Raw genomic sequence first — 17,958 nt, 5'->3', positions numbered from 1 at the left:
GACCTAGATCGTTCCCACGCTCTGCGTGGGAATGCCGCCATGGACGCTCTGCGTCCGCCGTTATGTGACGCGGAGCGTCACGGGATGCGTTCCCACGCAGAGCGTGGGAACGATCACCGGGGGAGAATTCGAACATGCTGCAAGTCGACAAGCTGCATCAGTACTACGGCGGTAGCCACATCCTGCGCGGCCTCAGCTTCGAGGTGAAAGTCGGCGAAGTCACGTGCCTGCTCGGGCGTAACGGCGTGGGCAAGACCACTCTGCTCAAATGTCTGATGGGCCTGCTGCCGGCCAAGGAAGGCGCGGTGAACTGGGAAGGCAAACCGATCACCACGTTCAAACCGCATCAGCGTGTGCATGCCGGTATCGCCTACGTGCCGCAGGGCCGTGAGATCTTCGGGCGCCTGACGGTAGAAGAAAATCTGCTGATGGGCCTGTCGCGCTTTCCAGGCTCAGAAGCCAAGGAAGTTCCAGGTTTCATCTACGAATTGTTCCCGGTGCTGCTACAAATGAAGCAGCGCCGTGGCGGCGATCTGTCCGGTGGTCAGCAACAGCAACTGGCGATCGGCCGGGCATTGGCCAGCCGCCCGCGCCTGCTGATTCTTGATGAGCCCACCGAAGGCATTCAACCGTCGGTGATCAAGGAAATCGGCGCGGTGATCAAGCAGCTCGCGGCGCGCGGTGACATGGCGATTCTGCTGGTCGAGCAGTTCTACGACTTTGCTGCAGAACTGGCCGATCAATACCTGGTGATGTCGCGGGGCGAGATCGTTCAGCAGGGTCGCGGTGAAAATATGGAGGCCGAGGGTGTACGCGGGCTGGTCACGATCTAACGCGCCGGTCTAATCTGTAGCTTCCTAACGATAATCACAAACCATGAATTCGATTGTTGCACCTGCCCTGTTTACCCCGAGCTGGCACGCCGAGCTGGAACTGGCGTACGCGCGTTTCGGCGATTGCACGCGTCCGGTCATGCGCCGTCACCTCGGCCCGCTGCGCGTGCAAAAGCATCTGTACGCCGAAGGCCCGCAAGTCTGCCAGCACATCATCGTCCATCCGCCGGGCGGAATTGCCGGTGGTGATCGGCTCGATATCAGCGCCCGCGTCGAACACAACGCCTGGGCGCAAATCACCAGCCCCGGTGCCGCCAAGTGGTATCGCGCGGGTGGGCCGGCGTATCAACAGCTCGACTTGCAAGTCGCTGCCGGCGCGACTCTGGAATGGCTGCCGCAGGAAACCATCGTCTACAGCGCCGCGCAAGCCGAGTTGACCACAACGATCGAGCTTGAAGGCGATGCGCGGCTGTTCTACTGGGACGTGGTGGCGCTGGGCCGCCCGGCCAGCGGCGAGCGTTTTGACCTCGGGCATTTTCAGGCGCACCTGGACATCCGCCGCGACGGTCGGTTGCTCTGGCACGAACGGCAGCGCATTGTCGGTGCAGACGGTTTACTCGATTCGCCGATCGGCCTGGATGGCAATCCGGTGTTCGCAACGATGCTGGTGACCGGTGAGATAGACGCCGGGTTGCTGGAGCGCTGCCGCTCGCTGGGGCATGGGGTACGCGGGGATTTGACTCAGTTGCCGGGGTTGCTGGTGGCACGGTGCCTGGCCAGTGAGGCGTTGCTCGCCCGCGCCTGGCTCATCGATTTGTGGCAATTGCTCAGACCTGCGCTGCTGGGGCGCGAAGCTATCGCGCCAAGAATATGGAGCACCTGAAACCCCGACCCTCACCCCCCGCCCTCTCCCGGAGGGAGAGGGAGCCTGACCGAGTCGTCTGAAATAAATTTATCTGCCTGAACGAATATTGCTGACTGAATTGGCCATTGAAAACAACCAAGATCAGTCCCCTCTCCCTCGGGAGAGGGCTAGGGTGAGGGGCTGCTCCAACTGGCACCCCACACTTCTCGAGAGCCACCCGAATCTGCCCTGATGGAACCCGAACCATGGACCTGACCCCACGCGAAAAAGACAAGCTGCTGATCTTCACCGCCGGCCTCGTCGCCGAGCGGCGGCTGGCCCGTGGCGTGAAACTCAACTACCCGGAAGCCATGGCCTACATCTCCGCCGCGCTGCTGGAGGGTGCCCGCGACGGCCAGACCGTGGCCGAGCTGATGCACTACGGCACCACCCTGCTCAGCCGCGAACAAGTGATGGAAGGCATCCCGGAGATGATCCCGGAAATCCAGGTCGAGGCGACGTTCCCCGACGGCACCAAACTGGTCACCGTTCACCAGCCGATCGTCTGAGGCCGCGCCATGACTTACGCCATTCGCGATGCAACCCGGGCCGACCTGCCGGCGATCCGCGACATCTACAACGACGCCGTGCTCAACACCACGGCGATCTGGAATGAACAAGCGGTCGACCTCGGCAATCGCCAGGCATGGTTCGACGCGCGTCAGTTGCAGGCGTACCCGATTCTGGTGATCGTCGACAGCCACAACGCGGTGCTGGGTTACGCCTCGTTCGGCGACTGGCGGCCGTTCGACGGTTTCCGCCACACCGTCGAGCACTCGGTGTACGTGCGCAGCGATCAACGCGGCAACGGCCTCGGCCCGCAACTGATGACCGCGTTGATCGAACGCGCCCGCGCCTGCGGTAAACACGTCATGGTCGCTGCCATCGAGAGTGGCAACGCCGCGTCGATTCGCCTGCACGAGCGCGCCGGTTTCAGCGTCACCGGGCAGATGCCGCAAGTGGGCACCAAGTTCGGCCGCTGGCTCGATCTGACCTTCATGCAGTTGACCTTCAATCCCGGCGCACAGCCGCCGGATACTCACAAGGAGTGATGTCGATGAACGCCGCCCAGTTGCGCCGCGTCAACGCTGAAAGCTTTGCCCACTATCGCCAGGGCCTGATCGATCTGCTGCTCGACGCCGTCGGTTACGGCGCCAGCGTCGGTTTTATGGCCGACCTCGATGAGGTGCAGGCGCGCGCATATTTCGATGAGGTGCAGGACAACATCAACAAGGGCAGCACGCTGCTCTGGGTGGTGGTGAAGGACGAGCAGGTGCTGGCCAGCGTGCAACTGGGCCTGTGCCAGAAGGCCAATGGTCTGAACCGCGCCGAAGTGCAGAAACTGCTGGTGCGCGAACACGCGCGGCGCCGTGGCCTCGGCCAGCAACTGATGCAGGCGCTGGAACTCGAAGCGCCCAAGCACAAGCGCGGCATGCTCTATCTCGACACCGAGGCCGGCTCGCCGGCAGAAGATTTCTACAAGGCGCTGGGCTACGTGCGCGCCGGCGAAATACCCGATTACGCCTGCGACCCCAACGGCACCTATCGCCCGACCGCTCTCTATTACAAAGTCCTGCAAGGAGCCCAGCGATGATTCCTGGCCAATACCAGATCCAGCCCGGCGACATCGAACTCAACGTCGGCCGCCGCACCCTCAGCCTGAAAGTCGCCAACAGCGGCGACCGGCCGATTCAGGTCGGCTCGCATTTCCACTTTTTTGAAACCAACGACGCGCTGACCTTCGATCGCGCCGCCAGTCGCGGCATGCGCCTGAATATTCCCGCCGGCACGGCGGTGCGCTTCGAGCCGGGGCAAAGCCGTGAAGTCGAACTGGTGGATTACGCCGGGCATCGCCGGGTGTTCGGCTTTGCCGGCCGCATCATGGGTGATCTCTAAACAACACGGTGCCCGCTCTGGCCCCTTCGCGAGCAGGCTCGCTCCCACATGAGAACGCGATCAAATGTGGGAGCGAGCCTGCTCGCGAAAGCGAGTAATGCGAGCGATTTCAGACCCAATTGAATCTCAAGGCATGCCCATGAAAATCTCCCGCCAAGCCTACGCCGACATGTTCGGCCCCACCGTCGGCGACAAGGTGCGCCTGGCCGACACCGAGCTGTGGATCGAAGTCGAAAAGGACTTCACCACTTACGGCGAGGAAGTGAAATTCGGTGGCGGCAAAGTTATCCGCGACGGCCAGGGCCAGAGCCAGTTGCTCGCCGCCGAAGTGGTCGACACGCTGATCACCAACGCACTGATCATCGACCACTGGGGCATCGTCAAGGCCGACGTCGGCCTCAAGGACGGGCGCATCGCCGCGATCGGCAAGGCCGGCAACCCCGACGTGCAGCCCAATGTGACCATCGCCATCGGCGCCGGCACCGAAGTGATTGCCGGCGAAGGCATGATCCTCACCGCTGGCGGCATCGACACGCATATCCACTTCATTTGCCCACAGCAGATCGAAGAAGCGTTGATGAGCGGCGTCACCACCATGATCGGCGGCGGCACCGGGCCTGCCACCGGCACCAACGCCACCACCTGCACCTCCGGCCCGTGGCATCTGGCGCGCATGCTCCAGGCCGCCGATGCTTTTCCGATGAACATCGGCCTGACCGGCAAGGGCAACGCCAGCCTGCCGGAGCCGTTGATCGAACAGGTCAAGGCCGGTGCCATCGGTCTCAAGCTGCACGAGGACTGGGGCACCACTCCGGCGAGCATCGACAACTGCCTCAACGTCGCCGACCAGTACGATGTGCAGGTGGCGATCCACACCGATACCCTCAACGAATCCGGCTTCGTCGAAACCACCCTTGGCGCGTTCAAGGGCCGCACCATCCACACCTATCACACCGAAGGTGCCGGTGGCGGCCACGCGCCAGACATCATCAAGGCCTGCGGCTTCCCCAACGTGCTGCCAAGCTCGACCAACCCGACCCGGCCGTTCACCCGCAACACCATCGACGAACACCTCGACATGCTGATGGTCTGCCATCACCTCGACCCGAGCATTGCCGAAGACGTCGCCTTCGCCGAAAGCCGGATCCGCCGCGAAACCATTGCCGCCGAAGACATCCTCCACGACCTCGGCGCGTTCTCGATGATCAGCTCCGACAGTCAGGCCATGGGCCGTGTCGGCGAAGTCATCACGCGCACCTGGCAGACCGCCGACAAGATGAAAAAACAGCGCGGCCCGCTGCCGCAGGACGGCGCAGGCAACGACAACTTCCGCGCCAAGCGTTACATCGCCAAGTACACGATCAACCCGGCAATCACTCATGGCATCAGCCATGAAGTCGGCTCGATCGAAGTCGGCAAGTGGGCCGATCTGGTGCTCTGGCGCCCGGCGTTCTTTGGTGTGAAGCCGACGCTGATCCTCAAGGGCGGTGCGATTGCCGCCAGCCTGATGGGCGACGCCAACGCTTCGATTCCAACACCGCAACCGGTGCATTACCGCCCGATGTTTGCCAGCTACGGCGGCTCGCTGCACGCCACCAGCCTGACCTTTATCAGCCAGGCGGCGCAGGAGGCCGGATTGCCGGAAGCCTTGGGATTGAAGAAGCAGATCGCTGTGGTGAAGGGCTGCCGCGACGTGCAGAAAACCGACCTGATCCACAACGACTATCTGCCGAACATCGATGTCGATCCACAGACCTATCAGGTCAAGGCCGATGGCGTGTTGCTGTGGTGCGAACCGGCGGAAACGCTGCCGATGGCGCAGCGCTATTTTCTGTTCTGATGAAGGCGTGCGCTGAATACGGACGCGCAGGTCCGTATTCAGTCGCGATCGCTCAGGCAATCACGCGAACAGTTTCGCGATGTCCGCATCGCTGTAGTTGTAATCGATGCGTAACTCGGTTCCCGCCGGAATGTCTTCGGTAGCGAAGATAGCGTTGAGAATGAAGTCGCGGGTGACCAGTTCCTTGCCTATCCACTGTTGCGCTTCGACATCGAACGGTACGAACTCGACGTTGTAACCCTCCGTAGCCTGACGAACCGGCTTGCCCGTGGCGTCATACCAAAAGCGCGTGTTGATCCGGGAAATAATCGTGTCACCGACCAGCGCGAATTCGTAGGGGATCAAATATCCAGGTCCCGGCTGATAACGGACGCCGACCTTCATGGTGTATGACTGCTGGGGCAGCGGCACAAGACGTCCCGGCATGATCGCGCCAGCATAGACACCGACCACCTCGCCTCGGGTGATGCGCCGGTTGGCGACCACCATTGACTGGCCGACCAGGGCCCGCTCTCCGGGCACCGTCATGTCGGCCTCGGTGAACAATCGCCATTGCAGCTTTTCTTCATACAACCGCGCGACATGCTCGTAGGCGCCAAACTTGATGTAAGGCTTGATCTGCTCGGAGGTATAACGGCTGCCGTCTTCGAAACGCGCCAGGGTCTGGAGCTTCTTTATCCTGACAGGCCGGCCGGCCATGTCCCGGAAAGGGTATTTGCCGTTATTGGCACGGTCGTAGACCCCGGGCCGATTGGTGAGGAACGAAAACCGTGTTTCGCTGCGCATTGCACGCAATTCCTCAGCGGTGAAGGGTTTGACGGGCATCGACTCGGACGCCAGATAAAAATGTTCCTGCGTTACACCGCCATCGTCGGGCAGCTCCTCAACGGCAGACTCATAGTCTTCATCGCTCTGGCGCGCCACCCTGCGGCTTTTACCCGGGACAGCGGCAGCGTCCGGCGACGCGCCGGACTCTTCAAGCGCGTACCAGTGCTTGTTCAACGGATCGTAGGCAAGCACAGGGCCGGACGGCTGCAGCTCGCTGGACAATCTGGCCCGATGCAGACCGGTCTCGGCATCGACGCCGATCAGCACCGTACCACCGCCCTGCAGGTCCGCGTATTGGCGTCCTTTGAATACGCGAAACCCGTCAACGTCCGCTTGCGGTAGAGGGGCTGTCGAGGCAATCAGGTAACGCTCCAGAGCCGAGGTTTTAAGCTTCGGGACGGGACCAGATGTAGACGGCGTCGGGTCGACGTGCACGCTGTGCGGGGCAACTGCAGTTTCCATTTGCTGCGTGTTGCTGCCGGGCTCACTGGCATCGGGCGGGGTCTTGCGAATGAACGGACCGGGGGTCAGGTGCGACGACTCGATCCCGTGCGCGGCGGGATCCCGGGATGTGCGCCCAGGGGTGGTGATATCGACTGCGCCCGGCTTGGGCGGCTTGGGTCTGACTGGCATTGACAGGCTTCCTTGCAAAGATTGCGCAGCGCTGGCCAGTCTGGCTGGCGCTACGACCGTCGGCATCCATTGCCAACATGTGCCCGGAAAACTATCAGACCATCCTGCCGGTTCATACCGGACGAAACACCCGCAAACATTAATCAGGCGGGAGCGGGCCGGCACGCGATGAGGCCAGCTAGGACCTCACGGCCTCAAACAATTCATTCGACCACCAACCGCCCCAAACGCTGGCGCAACATGCGGTTCTCGGCACGCAACTGCTTCACCTCGTCCAGCAGATCCAGCGCCAGCGCCACGCCTTCCCACTCCAGTTCCAGATCACGGCGCAGCTTCGCCGCACGCTTGGCCAAGGCCAATTCGTAATCGGTGAAGCGCCATTCCCGGGGCTGCGCGCCCTGAGGTTCGAGGATGCCGTGCTCGACGATTTCGATCACGTAGACGTCCGACAAGTCGGCCGCCTCACAGAATTCTGCCAGGTCCAGTTGAACGATCAGGGGGCTGCTCATGATGGGCTACTCCGTCGTCGGGTTCAGAAGTTCTCTCGCGGATTGAAGGCGGCTTTCTTCGCCAGTTCCTGCCACAGCGCCTTGACCTCATCGTCGGAGGCTTTAGGCATCACGGCCTTGAGCTGCACGAACAGGTAACCGCGTTCGCCGGCCTTGTTCAGCAGGCCATGGCCCTTGGCGCGCATGCGCTGGCCGTTCTGGCTGCCGGCCGGGACCTTGAGGTTGATCTTGCCGGTCAGGGTCGGCACGGCCACTTCAGTGCCCAATGCCAATTCCCACGGAGCCAGGGGCAAGGTGATGATCAGGTTTTCGCCTTCGACATCGAATTTCGGGTGCGGCGCAAAACGAATGGTCAGGTACAGGTCGCCATTCGCCCCGCCACCGATGCCCGGTGCGCCCTGGCCCTTCAGGCGAATTCGCTCGCCATCGGTCACGCCGGCCGGAATCTTCACGTTCAGGCTCTTGCTGGTGTTGCTGACATGCTGGCCGTGCGCGTTGTATTGCGGCACCTGAAAGGTGACTTTCTTCGATTCGTTCGACAGGGTTTCTTCGAGGAAGACCGGCAGTTCCATTTCCACGTCTTGCCCTCGGCGTCCGCGTGATTGGCGGCTCTCGGCGCCACCGAAACCGGGGCCGCGATTGCCGAAGATCGAACTGAAGAAGTCCGAGAAGTCGCCCGTGTCGCCACCGCCACCACCGAAACCGCCACGGCTCTGCCAGCCCGGTGGGCCCTGGAACGGCTGACCGTGCTGGCCATAACGGCGCAGTTCGTCGTATTCGGCGCGCTTGTCGGCGCTTTTCAGCGCTTCATAGGCTTCCGAGGCATCCTTGAACTTGGCCTCGGCGTCTTTTTCCTTGCTGACGTCGGGGTGGTATTTGCGCGCCAGCTTGCGATAGGCCGCCTTGATGGCCTTGTCGTCGGCTGTCGGCTCCACGCCGAGTATCTTGTAATAGTCTTTGAAGTCCATGGAAGGATCACCATCCGTTATCGATTTCGCGCCGAGACCAGCATGCGCCGATTGGCACGTGCCGGGTTGACCGATCTCAAGTTTGTGACCGGGTGGCGCCGCAGAAGTTTATCGGCAGTGGACGACGGTTCTTGCGACCGCCGGTGTGTCTGCCGGCCCATGCCAGCAAGTTTGGGGCGATGCGGTGGTTTTCAACTGTCTGGGGGCGAAATAGCGGATGACCGGCCTTCGAATCTGCCGCGCACTGACATACACTGCGCGGCCGTTTTTTTGACCGGAAACCGAAAGACATGAAAGACGCCTCTCCAGCCCGTGCCTGCGGCATCGACTTCGGCACGTCCAACTCCACCGTCGGCTGGCTGCGCCCCGGCATGGACACCATGATTGCGCTGGAAGACGACAAGATCACCCTGCCGTCGGTGGTCTTCTTCAATATCGAGGAACGTCGCCCGGTATACGGTCGCCTGGCCCTGCACGAGTATCTGGAAGGCTACGAAGGCCGACTGATGCGCTCGCTGAAAAGCCTGCTCGGCTCCAAGCTGATCAAACACGACACCAGCGTCCTCGGCACGGCGATGCCGTTCAAGGATCTGCTCGGGCTGTTCATCGGCCAGCTCAAGAGCCGCGCCGAAACCGCCGCCGGTCGGGAATTCGAGCAAGTGGTGCTGGGCCGCCCGGTGTTCTTCGTCGACGACGATCCGCTGGCTGACCAGGAAGCCGAAGACACACTGGTCGAGGTGGCGCGCAAAATCGGTTTCAAGGACGTGTCGTTCCAGTACGAACCGATCGCGGCAGCGTTCGACTACGAGTCGACCATCGAGAAAGAAGAGCTGGTACTGATCGTCGACATCGGCGGTGGTACCTCTGACTTCTCGCTGGTGCGCCTGTCGCCCGAGCGTCGTGGTCTCGACAACCGTCACGATGACATCCTCGCCACCGGCGGTGTGCACATCGGTGGTACCGACTTCGACAAACAGCTGAGTCTGCAAGGCCTGATGCCGCTGTTCGGCTACGGCAGCCGCATGAAGAGCGGCGCGTACATGCCAACCAGCCACCACATGAACCTGGCGACCTGGCACACGATCAACTCGGTGTACTCGCAGAAATCCACGCTGGCGCTGGGCAGCATGCGTTACGACATCGAAGACACCGGCGGCATCGATCGCCTGTTCAAGCTGATCGAACAGCGCGCCGGGCACTGGCTGGCGATGGAAGTGGAAGAAACCAAGATCCAGCTGACCCACGCCGACAGCCGCCACGTGCCGCTGGACCGCATCGAAGCCGGGCTGAGCGTCGAGCTGAGCCGCGCGCTATTCGAATCGGCGATCGAGGCCTTGCTCGAGCGCGTGCGTGGCAGCGTTACGCAGCTGTTGAATGACGCCGGCGTAGCAGTCGATCAGGTTGATACGGTGTTCTTCACCGGGGGCTCCAGCGGCATCCCGGCCCTGCGCAACAGCGTCTCGGCAATGCTGCCGAACGCCCGGCATGTCGAAGGCAACATCTTTGGCAGCATTGGTAGCGGTTTGGCGATCGAAGCGATGAAGCGTTACGGTTCGATGGCCTGATCACAATCTCTGTGGCGAAGAGCCTTTGTGGCGAGGGGATTTATCCCCGTTGGGTCGCGAAGCGGCCCCCGATTTATGAAAGCAGGGGCCTGCTGCGCAGGCCAACGGGGATAAATCCCCTCGCCACAGATGCATTCAATTCAGTTGCTTGGCCTTAGACCATCCCGCCCAGCTTCAGCTCACTCTTCAGATACGCGTAATAAATCGGCCCTGCCACCACCCCCGGCAAACCGAACGCGGCTTCGAACACCAGCATCGCCAGGAGCAACTCCCACGACTTGGCACTGATCTGCCCGCCGACGATGCGCGCGTTGAGGAAGTATTCGAGCTTGTGGATAACGATCAGATAGCCCAGCGCGGCGATCGCTACCCAGATCGACAGCGACAGGCCGACGATGGTGATCAGCGTGTTCGACATCAGGTTGCCGATCACCGGCAGCAGGCCGAGCAGGAATGTCAGCACGATCAGGGTTTTGGTCAGCGGCAGCTTGATGCCGAACATCGGCAGGATCACCGCGAGGAAGATCCCGGTGAACACGGTGTTGAGCAGGGAAATCTTGATCTGCGCGAAGACGATATTGCGGAACGCCTGCACCAGCAGATGCAAACGGTCGAACAAGGCGGCGGCCAGCGGCTTGCGCTTGGTCACGTCGGGGATGCGCTGCAGGGCGATGATCGCGCCGAGCACCATGCCGATCAGCAGGGTGACGAACATGTGCGCGGCGTCCTTGCCGACCAGTTGCAGGTCGGCCAGATGCTTGCTCGCCCACTCGCCGATCGCCACGCGAAATTCCGCTGCACTCGCCGGCAGGTAGGCATCGATGAACGGCGGCAACTGCCCGCGCGCGCGATCGACTACGCCCATGAATTTGTCGAGTGAAGCGCCGGGGTTTTCCGCTTCATGCAGGAGGAAACTGATGGCCCCGGCGAAGATCAGCGCCAGCGCACTCACCACCAGCGTGCCGAGCAGCGCCACCGCCAACCAGCGCGCACGGCGCCCTTCGATCAGCCGTTGCAGTTGCGGGGTGAGCATGTTGACCAGCTCGAACACCAGCAACCCGGCCAAAAGGCTGGGCAACAAGCGCAGCGGCAGCACCAGCAGCAAACCGCCAAAAATGATGATGCAGCTGACCCAGAACACAACATGACGCTGAGAAAACGTTGGCATACAGCCTCAAAACGAACGGCGTGAAAGGATGGGCAGTCTGCCAGCGATCCTGGGTTAGCACTAGGGATATGCGGGGTTTCGGATTTTCGTGCAAGGCTTGCGAATTTCCCCCTCACCCTAGCCCTCTCCCAGAGGGAGAGGGGACCGATTGGGGGTTGCTCGAAAAATTTTCCGACCTGAACGTGCAGTGCCGAATCCGCAATCGACCCGGTATTTCAGACCCAGTTCCTGTCGGCATCAATGCGGTCGGTCCCCTCTCCCTCCGGGAGAGGGTTAGGGTGAGGGAAAATCTCAAGCCGACCGAGTCAATCGGACACCCATGGCGCCCCCTTATTTTTTCTTCAGACACTCACTCATGAACGCCTTGCGCGCATCGCCGGTCAGTGCCTTGGTTTTCGCATCGGCATTACAGGTGGTCATCTTCTGCTGCTGCGGGGTCAGCTCCTTGCCATCGTTGGCCGCTGGTGCCGCTTTCAGGCAGGTGCTCATGAACGCCTTGCGCTCATCGCCCTTCAAACTCTTGGCGGTCGCATCGGCATTGCAGGTGGTCATCTTGTTCTGTTGCGCCGTGGCGGCGAAACCCTGGGAACACACAAGCAGCCCGATCATCAACAACGGCACACGCAACATCTTCATGGAGTTTTCTCCTTGTTGCCGCACCGATGGATGCGGCCTCTGTCGCAGTGTAGTCAAAGCTTGTTACACCTTCCTGCCCTCGAGGTGGCTGCGCCGATACTGCTCCGGCGTGCAACCGGCCTGGCGGGCGAACATGGCGATGAACGCCGAGCCGCTGCTGTAGCCGAGGTCGAAAGCGATTTCCTGCACCGAACGCGAGGTCTCAAGCGCCTCGATCGCCGCCAGATAACGCAAGCGCTGACGCCACTCGCCAAAACTCATGCCCAGCTCACGAACGAACTGCCGCGCCAGCGTGCGCTCGCTGACATGCACTTGCGCGGCCCAATGCGCCAACGGTTGGTTGTCGCCCGGCGCGGCCTGCAAGGCGTCAAGAATCGTCAGCAAGCCCGGGCTGCTCGCGTACGGCAGATAACATTCCTGCACCGGTGCCTGTTGCAGTTGATCGACCAGTACCTGGGCCAGACGCTGATCGGCTTCATGCTCGGGGATCTTCACATCGCGGGCGGCGAAGTCCTTTAGGATGGCCTTGAGAATGTCGCTGATTGCCAGCGTGCAGGCCCGCGCCGGCAATCGCGCGCAGACGTCGGGATCAAGACACACCGCGCGGTAGTTGACCGGTTGATGGCTGTAGAAACTGTGCTTGACCTCGGGCGGCACCCACACCGCGTACTGCGGCGGCGACATGAAGCGGCTGCCGTCGACATCCATGTGCAGCACGCCATGGGCCGCGTATTCCAGCGTGCCCCAAGGATGCCGGTGTGGCGCGGCATATTCGTGGGCATTGAAATCGGCGTAGCGGAAATACACCGCTGACGGCAGTTCGCTGAAATCGAGCAGATCGATGTGTTTGCTGTTCATGCTGTCCGGATGCAGAGGCAGGTTGTCTGGATCGCAGTATAGGCCTGCATCCAGACAGGCGATAATCGCGCTTCATCAACGTTCTGGTTTTGTCCCATGCAATACGCGTTTCCCCTGCTGGCGATTTTCATCTGGGCCGGCAACACCGTGATCAACAAACTGGCGGTCGGCGCGATCTTCCCCGCCGAGATCGGTTTCTATCGCTGGCTGCTGGCCGGCGTGCTGTTCACGCCATTCATGCTGAAGAAAGTCATCGCGCACTGGCCGCAGATTCGGCCGAACCTGGGGCGGATTTTCGTCCTCGGCGTGCTCGGCATGGCGGTGTATCAGAGCCTCGCCTATTTCGCTGCAACACTGACCACCGCGACCAACATGGGCATCATCCTGTCGTTGATGCCATTGATGTCGCTGGCCATGGCGATCATCAGCCTCGGCCAGCGCCTGACCGCTGGTGCGCTGGTCGGTGCGGTGCTGTCGTTCGCTGGCGTGCTGGTGGTGGTGTCATCCGGCAGCCTCGGAGCGCTGCTGCAACACGGGGTCAATCTGGGCGATGCGATGATGCTGATCGCCACGCTGGCCTACGCGGTTTACAGCACGCTGCTTAAAAAGTGGCAACTGCGCCTGCCGCCGCTGGTGCTGCTGTACTTGCAGGTGCTGGTGGCGATTGTGGTGTTGTTTCCGCTGTTCGCGGTGTCGCCGAAGATCGGTTTGAATCTGCAGAACGTGCCGCTGGTGCTCTATGCATGCCTGCTGGCTTCGATGGTCGCGCCGCTGGCGTGGATGCAGGCGGTGCAGCGACTGGGGCCGAGCCGGACGACGTTGTTCTTCAATCTGCTGCCATTGATTACTGCGTTGATTGCGGCGCTGGTGTTGAAGGAACAGTTGGCGATGTATCACCTGGTGGGCGGTTTGCTGACCTTGGGCGGGGTGGTTTTGTCGGAGCGCTGGACCACCGTGTTGGGCCGCCGGGTCAGCGTTGCCTGATAAGGCCCCTTCGCGAGCAGGCTCGCTCCCACATTGAAATGCAGACACCTGTGGGAGCGAGCCTGCTCGCGAAGAACGATGACGCGGTCTGTTTGGCTATAACCCTGCAGCCTCCAGCCGCGCCGCATGCTCGACAAACAGCCTTACCGGATCCGCGCCCTTGCCCACCAGTCCCAGCGACTGATTGACGATGTCGAAATGATCCAGCGGATAGTCATCACCGATCACCGTGCCCAGATGCGAGCTGTAACGGCCGACCATGCCATCGCACTGCCCCGGCTCGCGGACGAAGGTCTTGGCAAACAAGCGACAACTGCGGTTGGTGCCGTCAAAAAGATTGCCGCCACGATCGGTCTTGCCCGGTTGCAGCGTCCCTGACCAGGAGTAATAGCGCACACCGTTGACCTCTTCCGACCCCTGGCCGCCCCAGACTTCCGGCAGCCCTTGTGGATAACGCTGATTGAATAATGCAACGCCCGCCGTCGTTAGCGATTGGTGGGAAGCGTGGATATCCACCGGCAGTTTCGGACCGTGATAACCCGTGTCGAGCAATGCCATGACCCAGCCGATCAAGCGCAGCAACGCTTCGAGCAAGCGGCCCTTGGCACTGCTACCGGGATAGTGCTTTTCCAGATAATCAGCCAGCTCGGAACCATGATTCGGACCGGCCACCGAAGTCACCGAGGCCACCAGATCCGGACGCTTCGCCGCCGCATATCGTGCGGTCAACGCGCCTTGGCTGTGGCCGAACAGATTGACCTTTTGCGCCCCGCTCTCGCGCAGGATTTCCTCGATCCGCGCCAGCAACTGCTCGCCGCGCACTTCAGTAGAGTTGAGCGGCGAAACCTGCACCGCGACCACCGTCGCACCACCACGGCGCAAGGCCTTGATGATGCCGAACCAATACGGGTAAAGCACCAGCCGGATAAAGCCGAGCATGCCCGGCACCAGCACCAATGGATAACGTGTCGACATGGGTTACATCCTTGTGCGCGGTGAGTGGATGCCAGACCTGCAAGACGCCCGCCAAGCATCCAACGTGACGATGACAACTGAACGATGAGCCTATTCCAGTCCGCCAGCACCCGCTCCACCGAAACCGGTCTGACTCTCCCGACATAGCAGTCTTCAGCAGTTCCTGCAGCGCGTCCGGCGTAAATCGCATAAAACTTTTCGCTTCGCTCAAGACTCACAACCTGGGTAGCGACCGCGTCTTCAGAACGTGGCGCCTATCGGATTAGCCTCCAGGAGAATGAAATGAGTGACGTGCATTTGTCTGATGTTCAAACCCTGCGCGAGCGCGCGCGGCAACACGTGGAAAACGGCGCGGTCACCGAGGGTTACAACGCCAACCGTGAAGAAATACTGCGTTTGCTCAACGAGTCGCTGGCCACCGAACTGGTGTGCACCTTGCGCTACAAGCGCCACTACTTCATGGCCAGCGGCCTGAAAGCCAACGTCGCCGCCGACGAATTCCTCGAACACGCCAACCAGGAAGCCGAGCACGCCGATCGCCTCGCCGAGCGGATCGTGCAACTGGGCGGTGAGCCTGAGTTCAACCCTGACCTGCTGAGCAAGATGTCCCACGCGCAATATGTGGCTGGCAACACGCTCAAGGAAATGGTTTACGAAGATCTGGTGGCCGAGCGCATTGCTATCGACAGCTATCGCGAAATCATCCAGTACATCGGTGACAAAGACCCGACCACCCGCCGCATCTTCGAAGACATCCTCGCCCAGGAAGAAGAACACGCCGACGACATGGCGGATATCCTCAACGACCTATAATCCCGTCACACCGCTTTCGCGAGCAGGCTCGCTCCCACACTGGAACGTATTTCGATTGAAGAAACGCGTTCGAATGTGGGAGCGAGCCTGCTCGCGAAGGCGCCCTCAGAGACGCCGCATTACTTGCTGGGTTTAACGGTCACCGGCGCCTTGCCCTGCTTCATCTGCTCGAGCAACGGCGCGCACTGATTCGGCTCGCCCCCGCTCGGCGCCACCAGTGCCAGCAATCCCGCCGCCGGTGCGGCAATCACGCCCAGCGCAACCATCCCCGCCCCGCGCAGCATCAACGGTACGGCTTTGACGCCGGCATCCGGTTTGATGAACTTGCCGCGCACATACAGCGGCGAGCGCAGCGAGATCAGACGCCAGCCTTTGGATTCCGGGGTCACGGTCAGATCGAGTTGTTCGGTGGCCATGTTCGCCGTGCCATCGATGTAGATGATTGCGTTCTCGGTATCGAAGACAAACAGCCGTGTCGTGGCCAGGCCGGTCTTGATGTCGAAGTCCGCCGCCGCGCAATTGATCTTCACTTCCTTGTCGCCAAAGATCTTGCCGACCACGTAGTTACCGACGTTGAGCCCGGCCAGCTCCATCAACTCACGGCTGATTGCACCGTCGTTGATCAGCATCTTCAGATTACCGTTGGCACCACCGAGCAGCTTGGCCACGGAGTTGCCCCGGCCACTGATGTCGGCGTCGCCATTGAGCTCACCGAAACTGGTTTTCATCGGTTCGAAGGTCGGGAACAGCTCTTTGAGTTTGAATTTGCGTGCGGTCAAACGCGCCCGGCCTTCCAGCGGCTCGGTGCGGCCATTCAGGCGAATCAGCGCATCCAGCGTGCCGCCGGCGACACCAAAGCGCAGCGGTTCCAGGCTGAGCTCGCCGTCGTTGAGTTTCAGATGGGTATAGAGGTCGTTGAACGGCAGCTTCTCGCTGTGGACGATGCGTTTGCCGGTGAACTCGACATCGGCGTCCATGGCCCGCCAGCGATCGGTTTTGAATTCTTCGACCGGCAGGACTTTGTCCGCCGGTTGCTTGCTCGCGCCGCCACGGGCCTTTTGCTCGGTGTTGGAGTCGGCGCCGATCAGTGGCGCGAGGTCGGCAAACAGCAGTTGATTGGAGAGCAGCGCACCGCTGAGTTTCGGCCGTGGCTGGCTGGCAACATAGGTCAGGTCGCCATGAATGTCGCTGTCGCCGATCTTGCCGTTGAATTTTTCATATGTGAATTTCGCCCCGGCTTCGTCATGCAGCCTGGCGATCAGGTGACCGTCGGTGGAATACGGTGGCGTGTCCGGTAGGGTCACGCCGGTCAGCGGGTAGAGATTGCCGAGGCTGTCTCCAGCGAGCTTGAGGCGCAGATCAAGAGCGCCAAGATTCAGCGGGTCAGTCAGGGTGCCGGCCAGTTCGATACGGGTATCGCCGATCTTCGCCTGGGCCTGCAACGGGAACGGCTTGCTCGCGTCCTGCAACGCCAGCAACCCGCCGATCTTGCCCTGCCCGGTGAGGTTCTGCCCGTGGTACTGGCCTTTGACCTTGAGCGCAAAGGCGTAATCCTGCGGTGCGCCGCCCTTGTCCTGAGCAGTTTTCGCCGCTTTGTCGCCGACGATCTCGCTGAATGGAATCGGCTTGCCGAGCGGGTCGATCAACACATCGAGATTGGTTTTCAGGGTCTGATCGTCGAGGGTCACGTGGCCCTTGTCGAAACCGATCGCGCCGATGTCGACCACCCAGCTCGAAGGCTCGGCGTTCGGGTCCTTGGGATCGAATTTGAACGTCCAGTTGGCGCGGCCATCGGCCAGACGTTGCAGCTCGGCATTCGGCTCGGTCAGGTCGATGCGCGGAATCACCACGCGCTGGGCCAGCAGGGCCAGCGGCGAAATGCGCAGCTCGACACGTTTCAGAGTGACCATCTGCGGCTGCTTCGACCAGTCAGGATTACCCAGGCTCAGATCCTCGGCGACCACGTGCGGCCAAGGCACCCAAGAGCGCCAGCCGCCCTCTTCCGGCTCGCGCTGCCAGATCACCGCGAGGTTGCCATTGATGGCAAACGCCCGGTGCAGTTCTTCCGAAACTTTGGCATTGATCGTCGGTTTGATCCGGTTCCAGTCGAAGAACACGATGATCAGAATCAAGGCTGCCAGCAGCAGCACGAGGATGGCGAAGGTCCAGCTGAAGATTTTTCCAGTGCGCGTCATGCACAAAGCTCCTGATCACGACCGCACGCCGATTACCCGACGCACAGCTGAAACGGCAGACCTAAGCGGCCCCTATGCAGTCTGTGACTGGCGAAAGGCCCGCAGGTTTAATCGAAAGGCAGTTTAAGCCATAAAAAGCGCAGCAAAACTGACCGATCGGTCGAGCAGTGTTACCGCGACCCGCACTTTTGCGAGGCACGAGTGAGTCGAAAATACCCACGACGGTGCAAAACCGTCGCCCGCAAAGGCCCGATCTAGAGCCTTCGCGCCGAACAATCAATTCTGTTGATTATTACCATTGCGTTTATGAACTTTTATATCGACATATCGAGAGTAGCATTGCCCTCGTACCC

Annotated in this window: 18 protein-coding genes; 10 read left to right on the top strand and 8 right to left on the bottom strand. The window is 61.2% G+C overall.

The window, feature by feature from the left end; translation table 11 throughout:
• The first annotated feature begins 134 nt into the window (after positions 1-134).
• The 7 genes from urtE to ureC all read left to right on the top strand — a co-directional run bounded on the left by urtE (position 135) and on the right by ureC (position 5,473).
• Complete coding sequence (urtE, locus tag AB9L16_RS02590; protein WP_150741644.1) at positions 135-833, top strand: urea ABC transporter ATP-binding subunit UrtE; 699 nt, start codon at positions 135-137, stop codon at positions 831-833.
• Between the two features lie 43 nt (positions 834-876).
• On the top strand, positions 877-1,716 hold the full coding sequence (locus AB9L16_RS02585; RefSeq protein WP_375123056.1) for an urease accessory protein UreD: 840 nt from the start codon (positions 877-879) through the stop codon (positions 1,714-1,716).
• A gap of 227 nt (positions 1,717-1,943) precedes the next feature.
• A complete protein-coding gene (gene ureA / locus AB9L16_RS02580; protein WP_003221215.1) occupies positions 1,944-2,246 on the top strand; it encodes an urease subunit gamma in 303 nt (100 codons plus the stop codon).
• A 9-nt stretch (positions 2,247-2,255) separates the two neighbouring features.
• Positions 2,256-2,789 carry a GNAT family N-acetyltransferase gene (locus AB9L16_RS02575; RefSeq protein WP_375123055.1) on the top strand — a complete coding sequence of 178 codons (534 nt, stop codon included), beginning with the start codon at positions 2,256-2,258 and terminating at the stop codon, positions 2,787-2,789.
• Between the two features lie 5 nt (positions 2,790-2,794).
• Entirely contained in the window at positions 2,795-3,331 is a 537-nt protein-coding gene (locus AB9L16_RS02570; protein WP_095180935.1) for a GNAT family N-acetyltransferase, read from the top strand.
• The gene (locus AB9L16_RS02565) at positions 3,328-3,633 is read left to right on the top strand and encodes an urease subunit beta (protein WP_095180936.1); all 306 of its coding nucleotides are present in this window, start codon (positions 3,328-3,330) and stop codon (positions 3,631-3,633) included. Before AB9L16_RS02570 ends, AB9L16_RS02565 begins: the two co-directional genes overlap by 4 nt.
• Before the next feature lie 139 nt (positions 3,634-3,772).
• Positions 3,773-5,473: an urease subunit alpha gene (gene ureC / locus AB9L16_RS02560; protein WP_056787624.1), complete on the top strand. Its 1,701-nt coding sequence runs from the start codon at positions 3,773-3,775 to the stop codon at positions 5,471-5,473.
• A 60-nt stretch (positions 5,474-5,533) separates the two neighbouring features.
• On the opposite strand, the gene AB9L16_RS02555 is transcribed toward ureC, so the two are convergent.
• The 3 genes from AB9L16_RS02555 to AB9L16_RS02545 all read right to left on the bottom strand — a co-directional run bounded on the left by AB9L16_RS02555 (position 5,534) and on the right by AB9L16_RS02545 (position 8,411).
• A complete protein-coding gene (locus tag AB9L16_RS02555; protein ID WP_375123054.1) occupies positions 5,534-6,934 on the bottom strand; it encodes a hypothetical protein in 1,401 nt (466 codons plus the stop codon).
• 203 nt (positions 6,935-7,137) lie between these two features.
• Positions 7,138-7,443, bottom strand: coding sequence for a chaperone modulator CbpM (locus tag AB9L16_RS02550; RefSeq protein WP_016771896.1), 306 nt, complete (start codon positions 7,441-7,443; stop codon positions 7,138-7,140).
• Positions 7,444-7,466: 23 nt separating this feature from the next.
• Positions 7,467-8,411: a DnaJ C-terminal domain-containing protein gene (locus AB9L16_RS02545; protein ID WP_024011397.1), complete on the bottom strand. Its 945-nt coding sequence runs from the start codon at positions 8,409-8,411 to the stop codon at positions 7,467-7,469.
• 290 nt (positions 8,412-8,701) lie between these two features.
• Here AB9L16_RS02545 and AB9L16_RS02540 point away from each other — a divergent pair, with 290 nt between their 5' ends.
• Complete coding sequence (locus AB9L16_RS02540) at positions 8,702-9,976, top strand: Hsp70 family protein (protein WP_016771898.1); 1,275 nt, start codon at positions 8,702-8,704, stop codon at positions 9,974-9,976.
• A 154-nt stretch (positions 9,977-10,130) separates the two neighbouring features.
• Here AB9L16_RS02540 and AB9L16_RS02535 read toward each other — a convergent pair whose 3' ends face one another.
• The 3 genes from AB9L16_RS02535 to AB9L16_RS02525 form a co-directional block, all read right to left on the bottom strand.
• Entirely contained in the window at positions 10,131-11,144 is a 1,014-nt protein-coding gene (locus AB9L16_RS02535) for an AI-2E family transporter (protein ID WP_016771899.1), read from the bottom strand.
• Between the two features lie 330 nt (positions 11,145-11,474).
• Entirely contained in the window at positions 11,475-11,780 is a 306-nt protein-coding gene (locus AB9L16_RS02530) for a PsiF family protein (RefSeq protein WP_016771900.1), read from the bottom strand.
• A 63-nt stretch (positions 11,781-11,843) separates the two neighbouring features.
• Positions 11,844-12,638: a helix-turn-helix transcriptional regulator gene (locus AB9L16_RS02525; protein ID WP_375123053.1), complete on the bottom strand. Its 795-nt coding sequence runs from the start codon at positions 12,636-12,638 to the stop codon at positions 11,844-11,846.
• A 96-nt stretch (positions 12,639-12,734) separates the two neighbouring features.
• Between AB9L16_RS02525 and AB9L16_RS02520 the strand changes: the two genes are divergently transcribed.
• Positions 12,735-13,622 (top strand): DMT family transporter, encoded by an 888-nt coding sequence (locus tag AB9L16_RS02520; protein WP_305382108.1) that lies wholly within the window; start codon positions 12,735-12,737, stop codon positions 13,620-13,622.
• A gap of 96 nt (positions 13,623-13,718) precedes the next feature.
• On the opposite strand, the gene AB9L16_RS02515 is transcribed toward AB9L16_RS02520, so the two are convergent.
• On the bottom strand, positions 13,719-14,597 hold the full coding sequence (locus tag AB9L16_RS02515; RefSeq protein WP_305382106.1) for a triacylglycerol lipase: 879 nt from the start codon (positions 14,595-14,597) through the stop codon (positions 13,719-13,721).
• Positions 14,598-14,879: 282 nt separating this feature from the next.
• Here AB9L16_RS02515 and AB9L16_RS02510 point away from each other — a divergent pair, with 282 nt between their 5' ends.
• A complete protein-coding gene (locus AB9L16_RS02510; protein WP_041480703.1) occupies positions 14,880-15,410 on the top strand; it encodes a bacterioferritin in 531 nt (176 codons plus the stop codon).
• Positions 15,411-15,529: 119 nt separating this feature from the next.
• On the opposite strand, the gene AB9L16_RS02505 is transcribed toward AB9L16_RS02510, so the two are convergent.
• Positions 15,530-17,605: an AsmA family protein gene (locus AB9L16_RS02505; RefSeq protein WP_236169790.1), complete on the bottom strand. Its 2,076-nt coding sequence runs from the start codon at positions 17,603-17,605 to the stop codon at positions 15,530-15,532.
• Positions 17,606-17,958: the final 353 nt, after the last annotated feature.

This window comes from Pseudomonas sp. LW8 (assembly GCF_041956865.1).
GTDB classification, from domain to species: Bacteria; Pseudomonadota; Gammaproteobacteria; order Pseudomonadales; family Pseudomonadaceae; genus Aquipseudomonas; species Aquipseudomonas siliginis.
The sequence above is the reverse complement of the archived record's forward strand: the minus strand, read 5'-3'. Positions and strand labels throughout refer to the sequence as shown.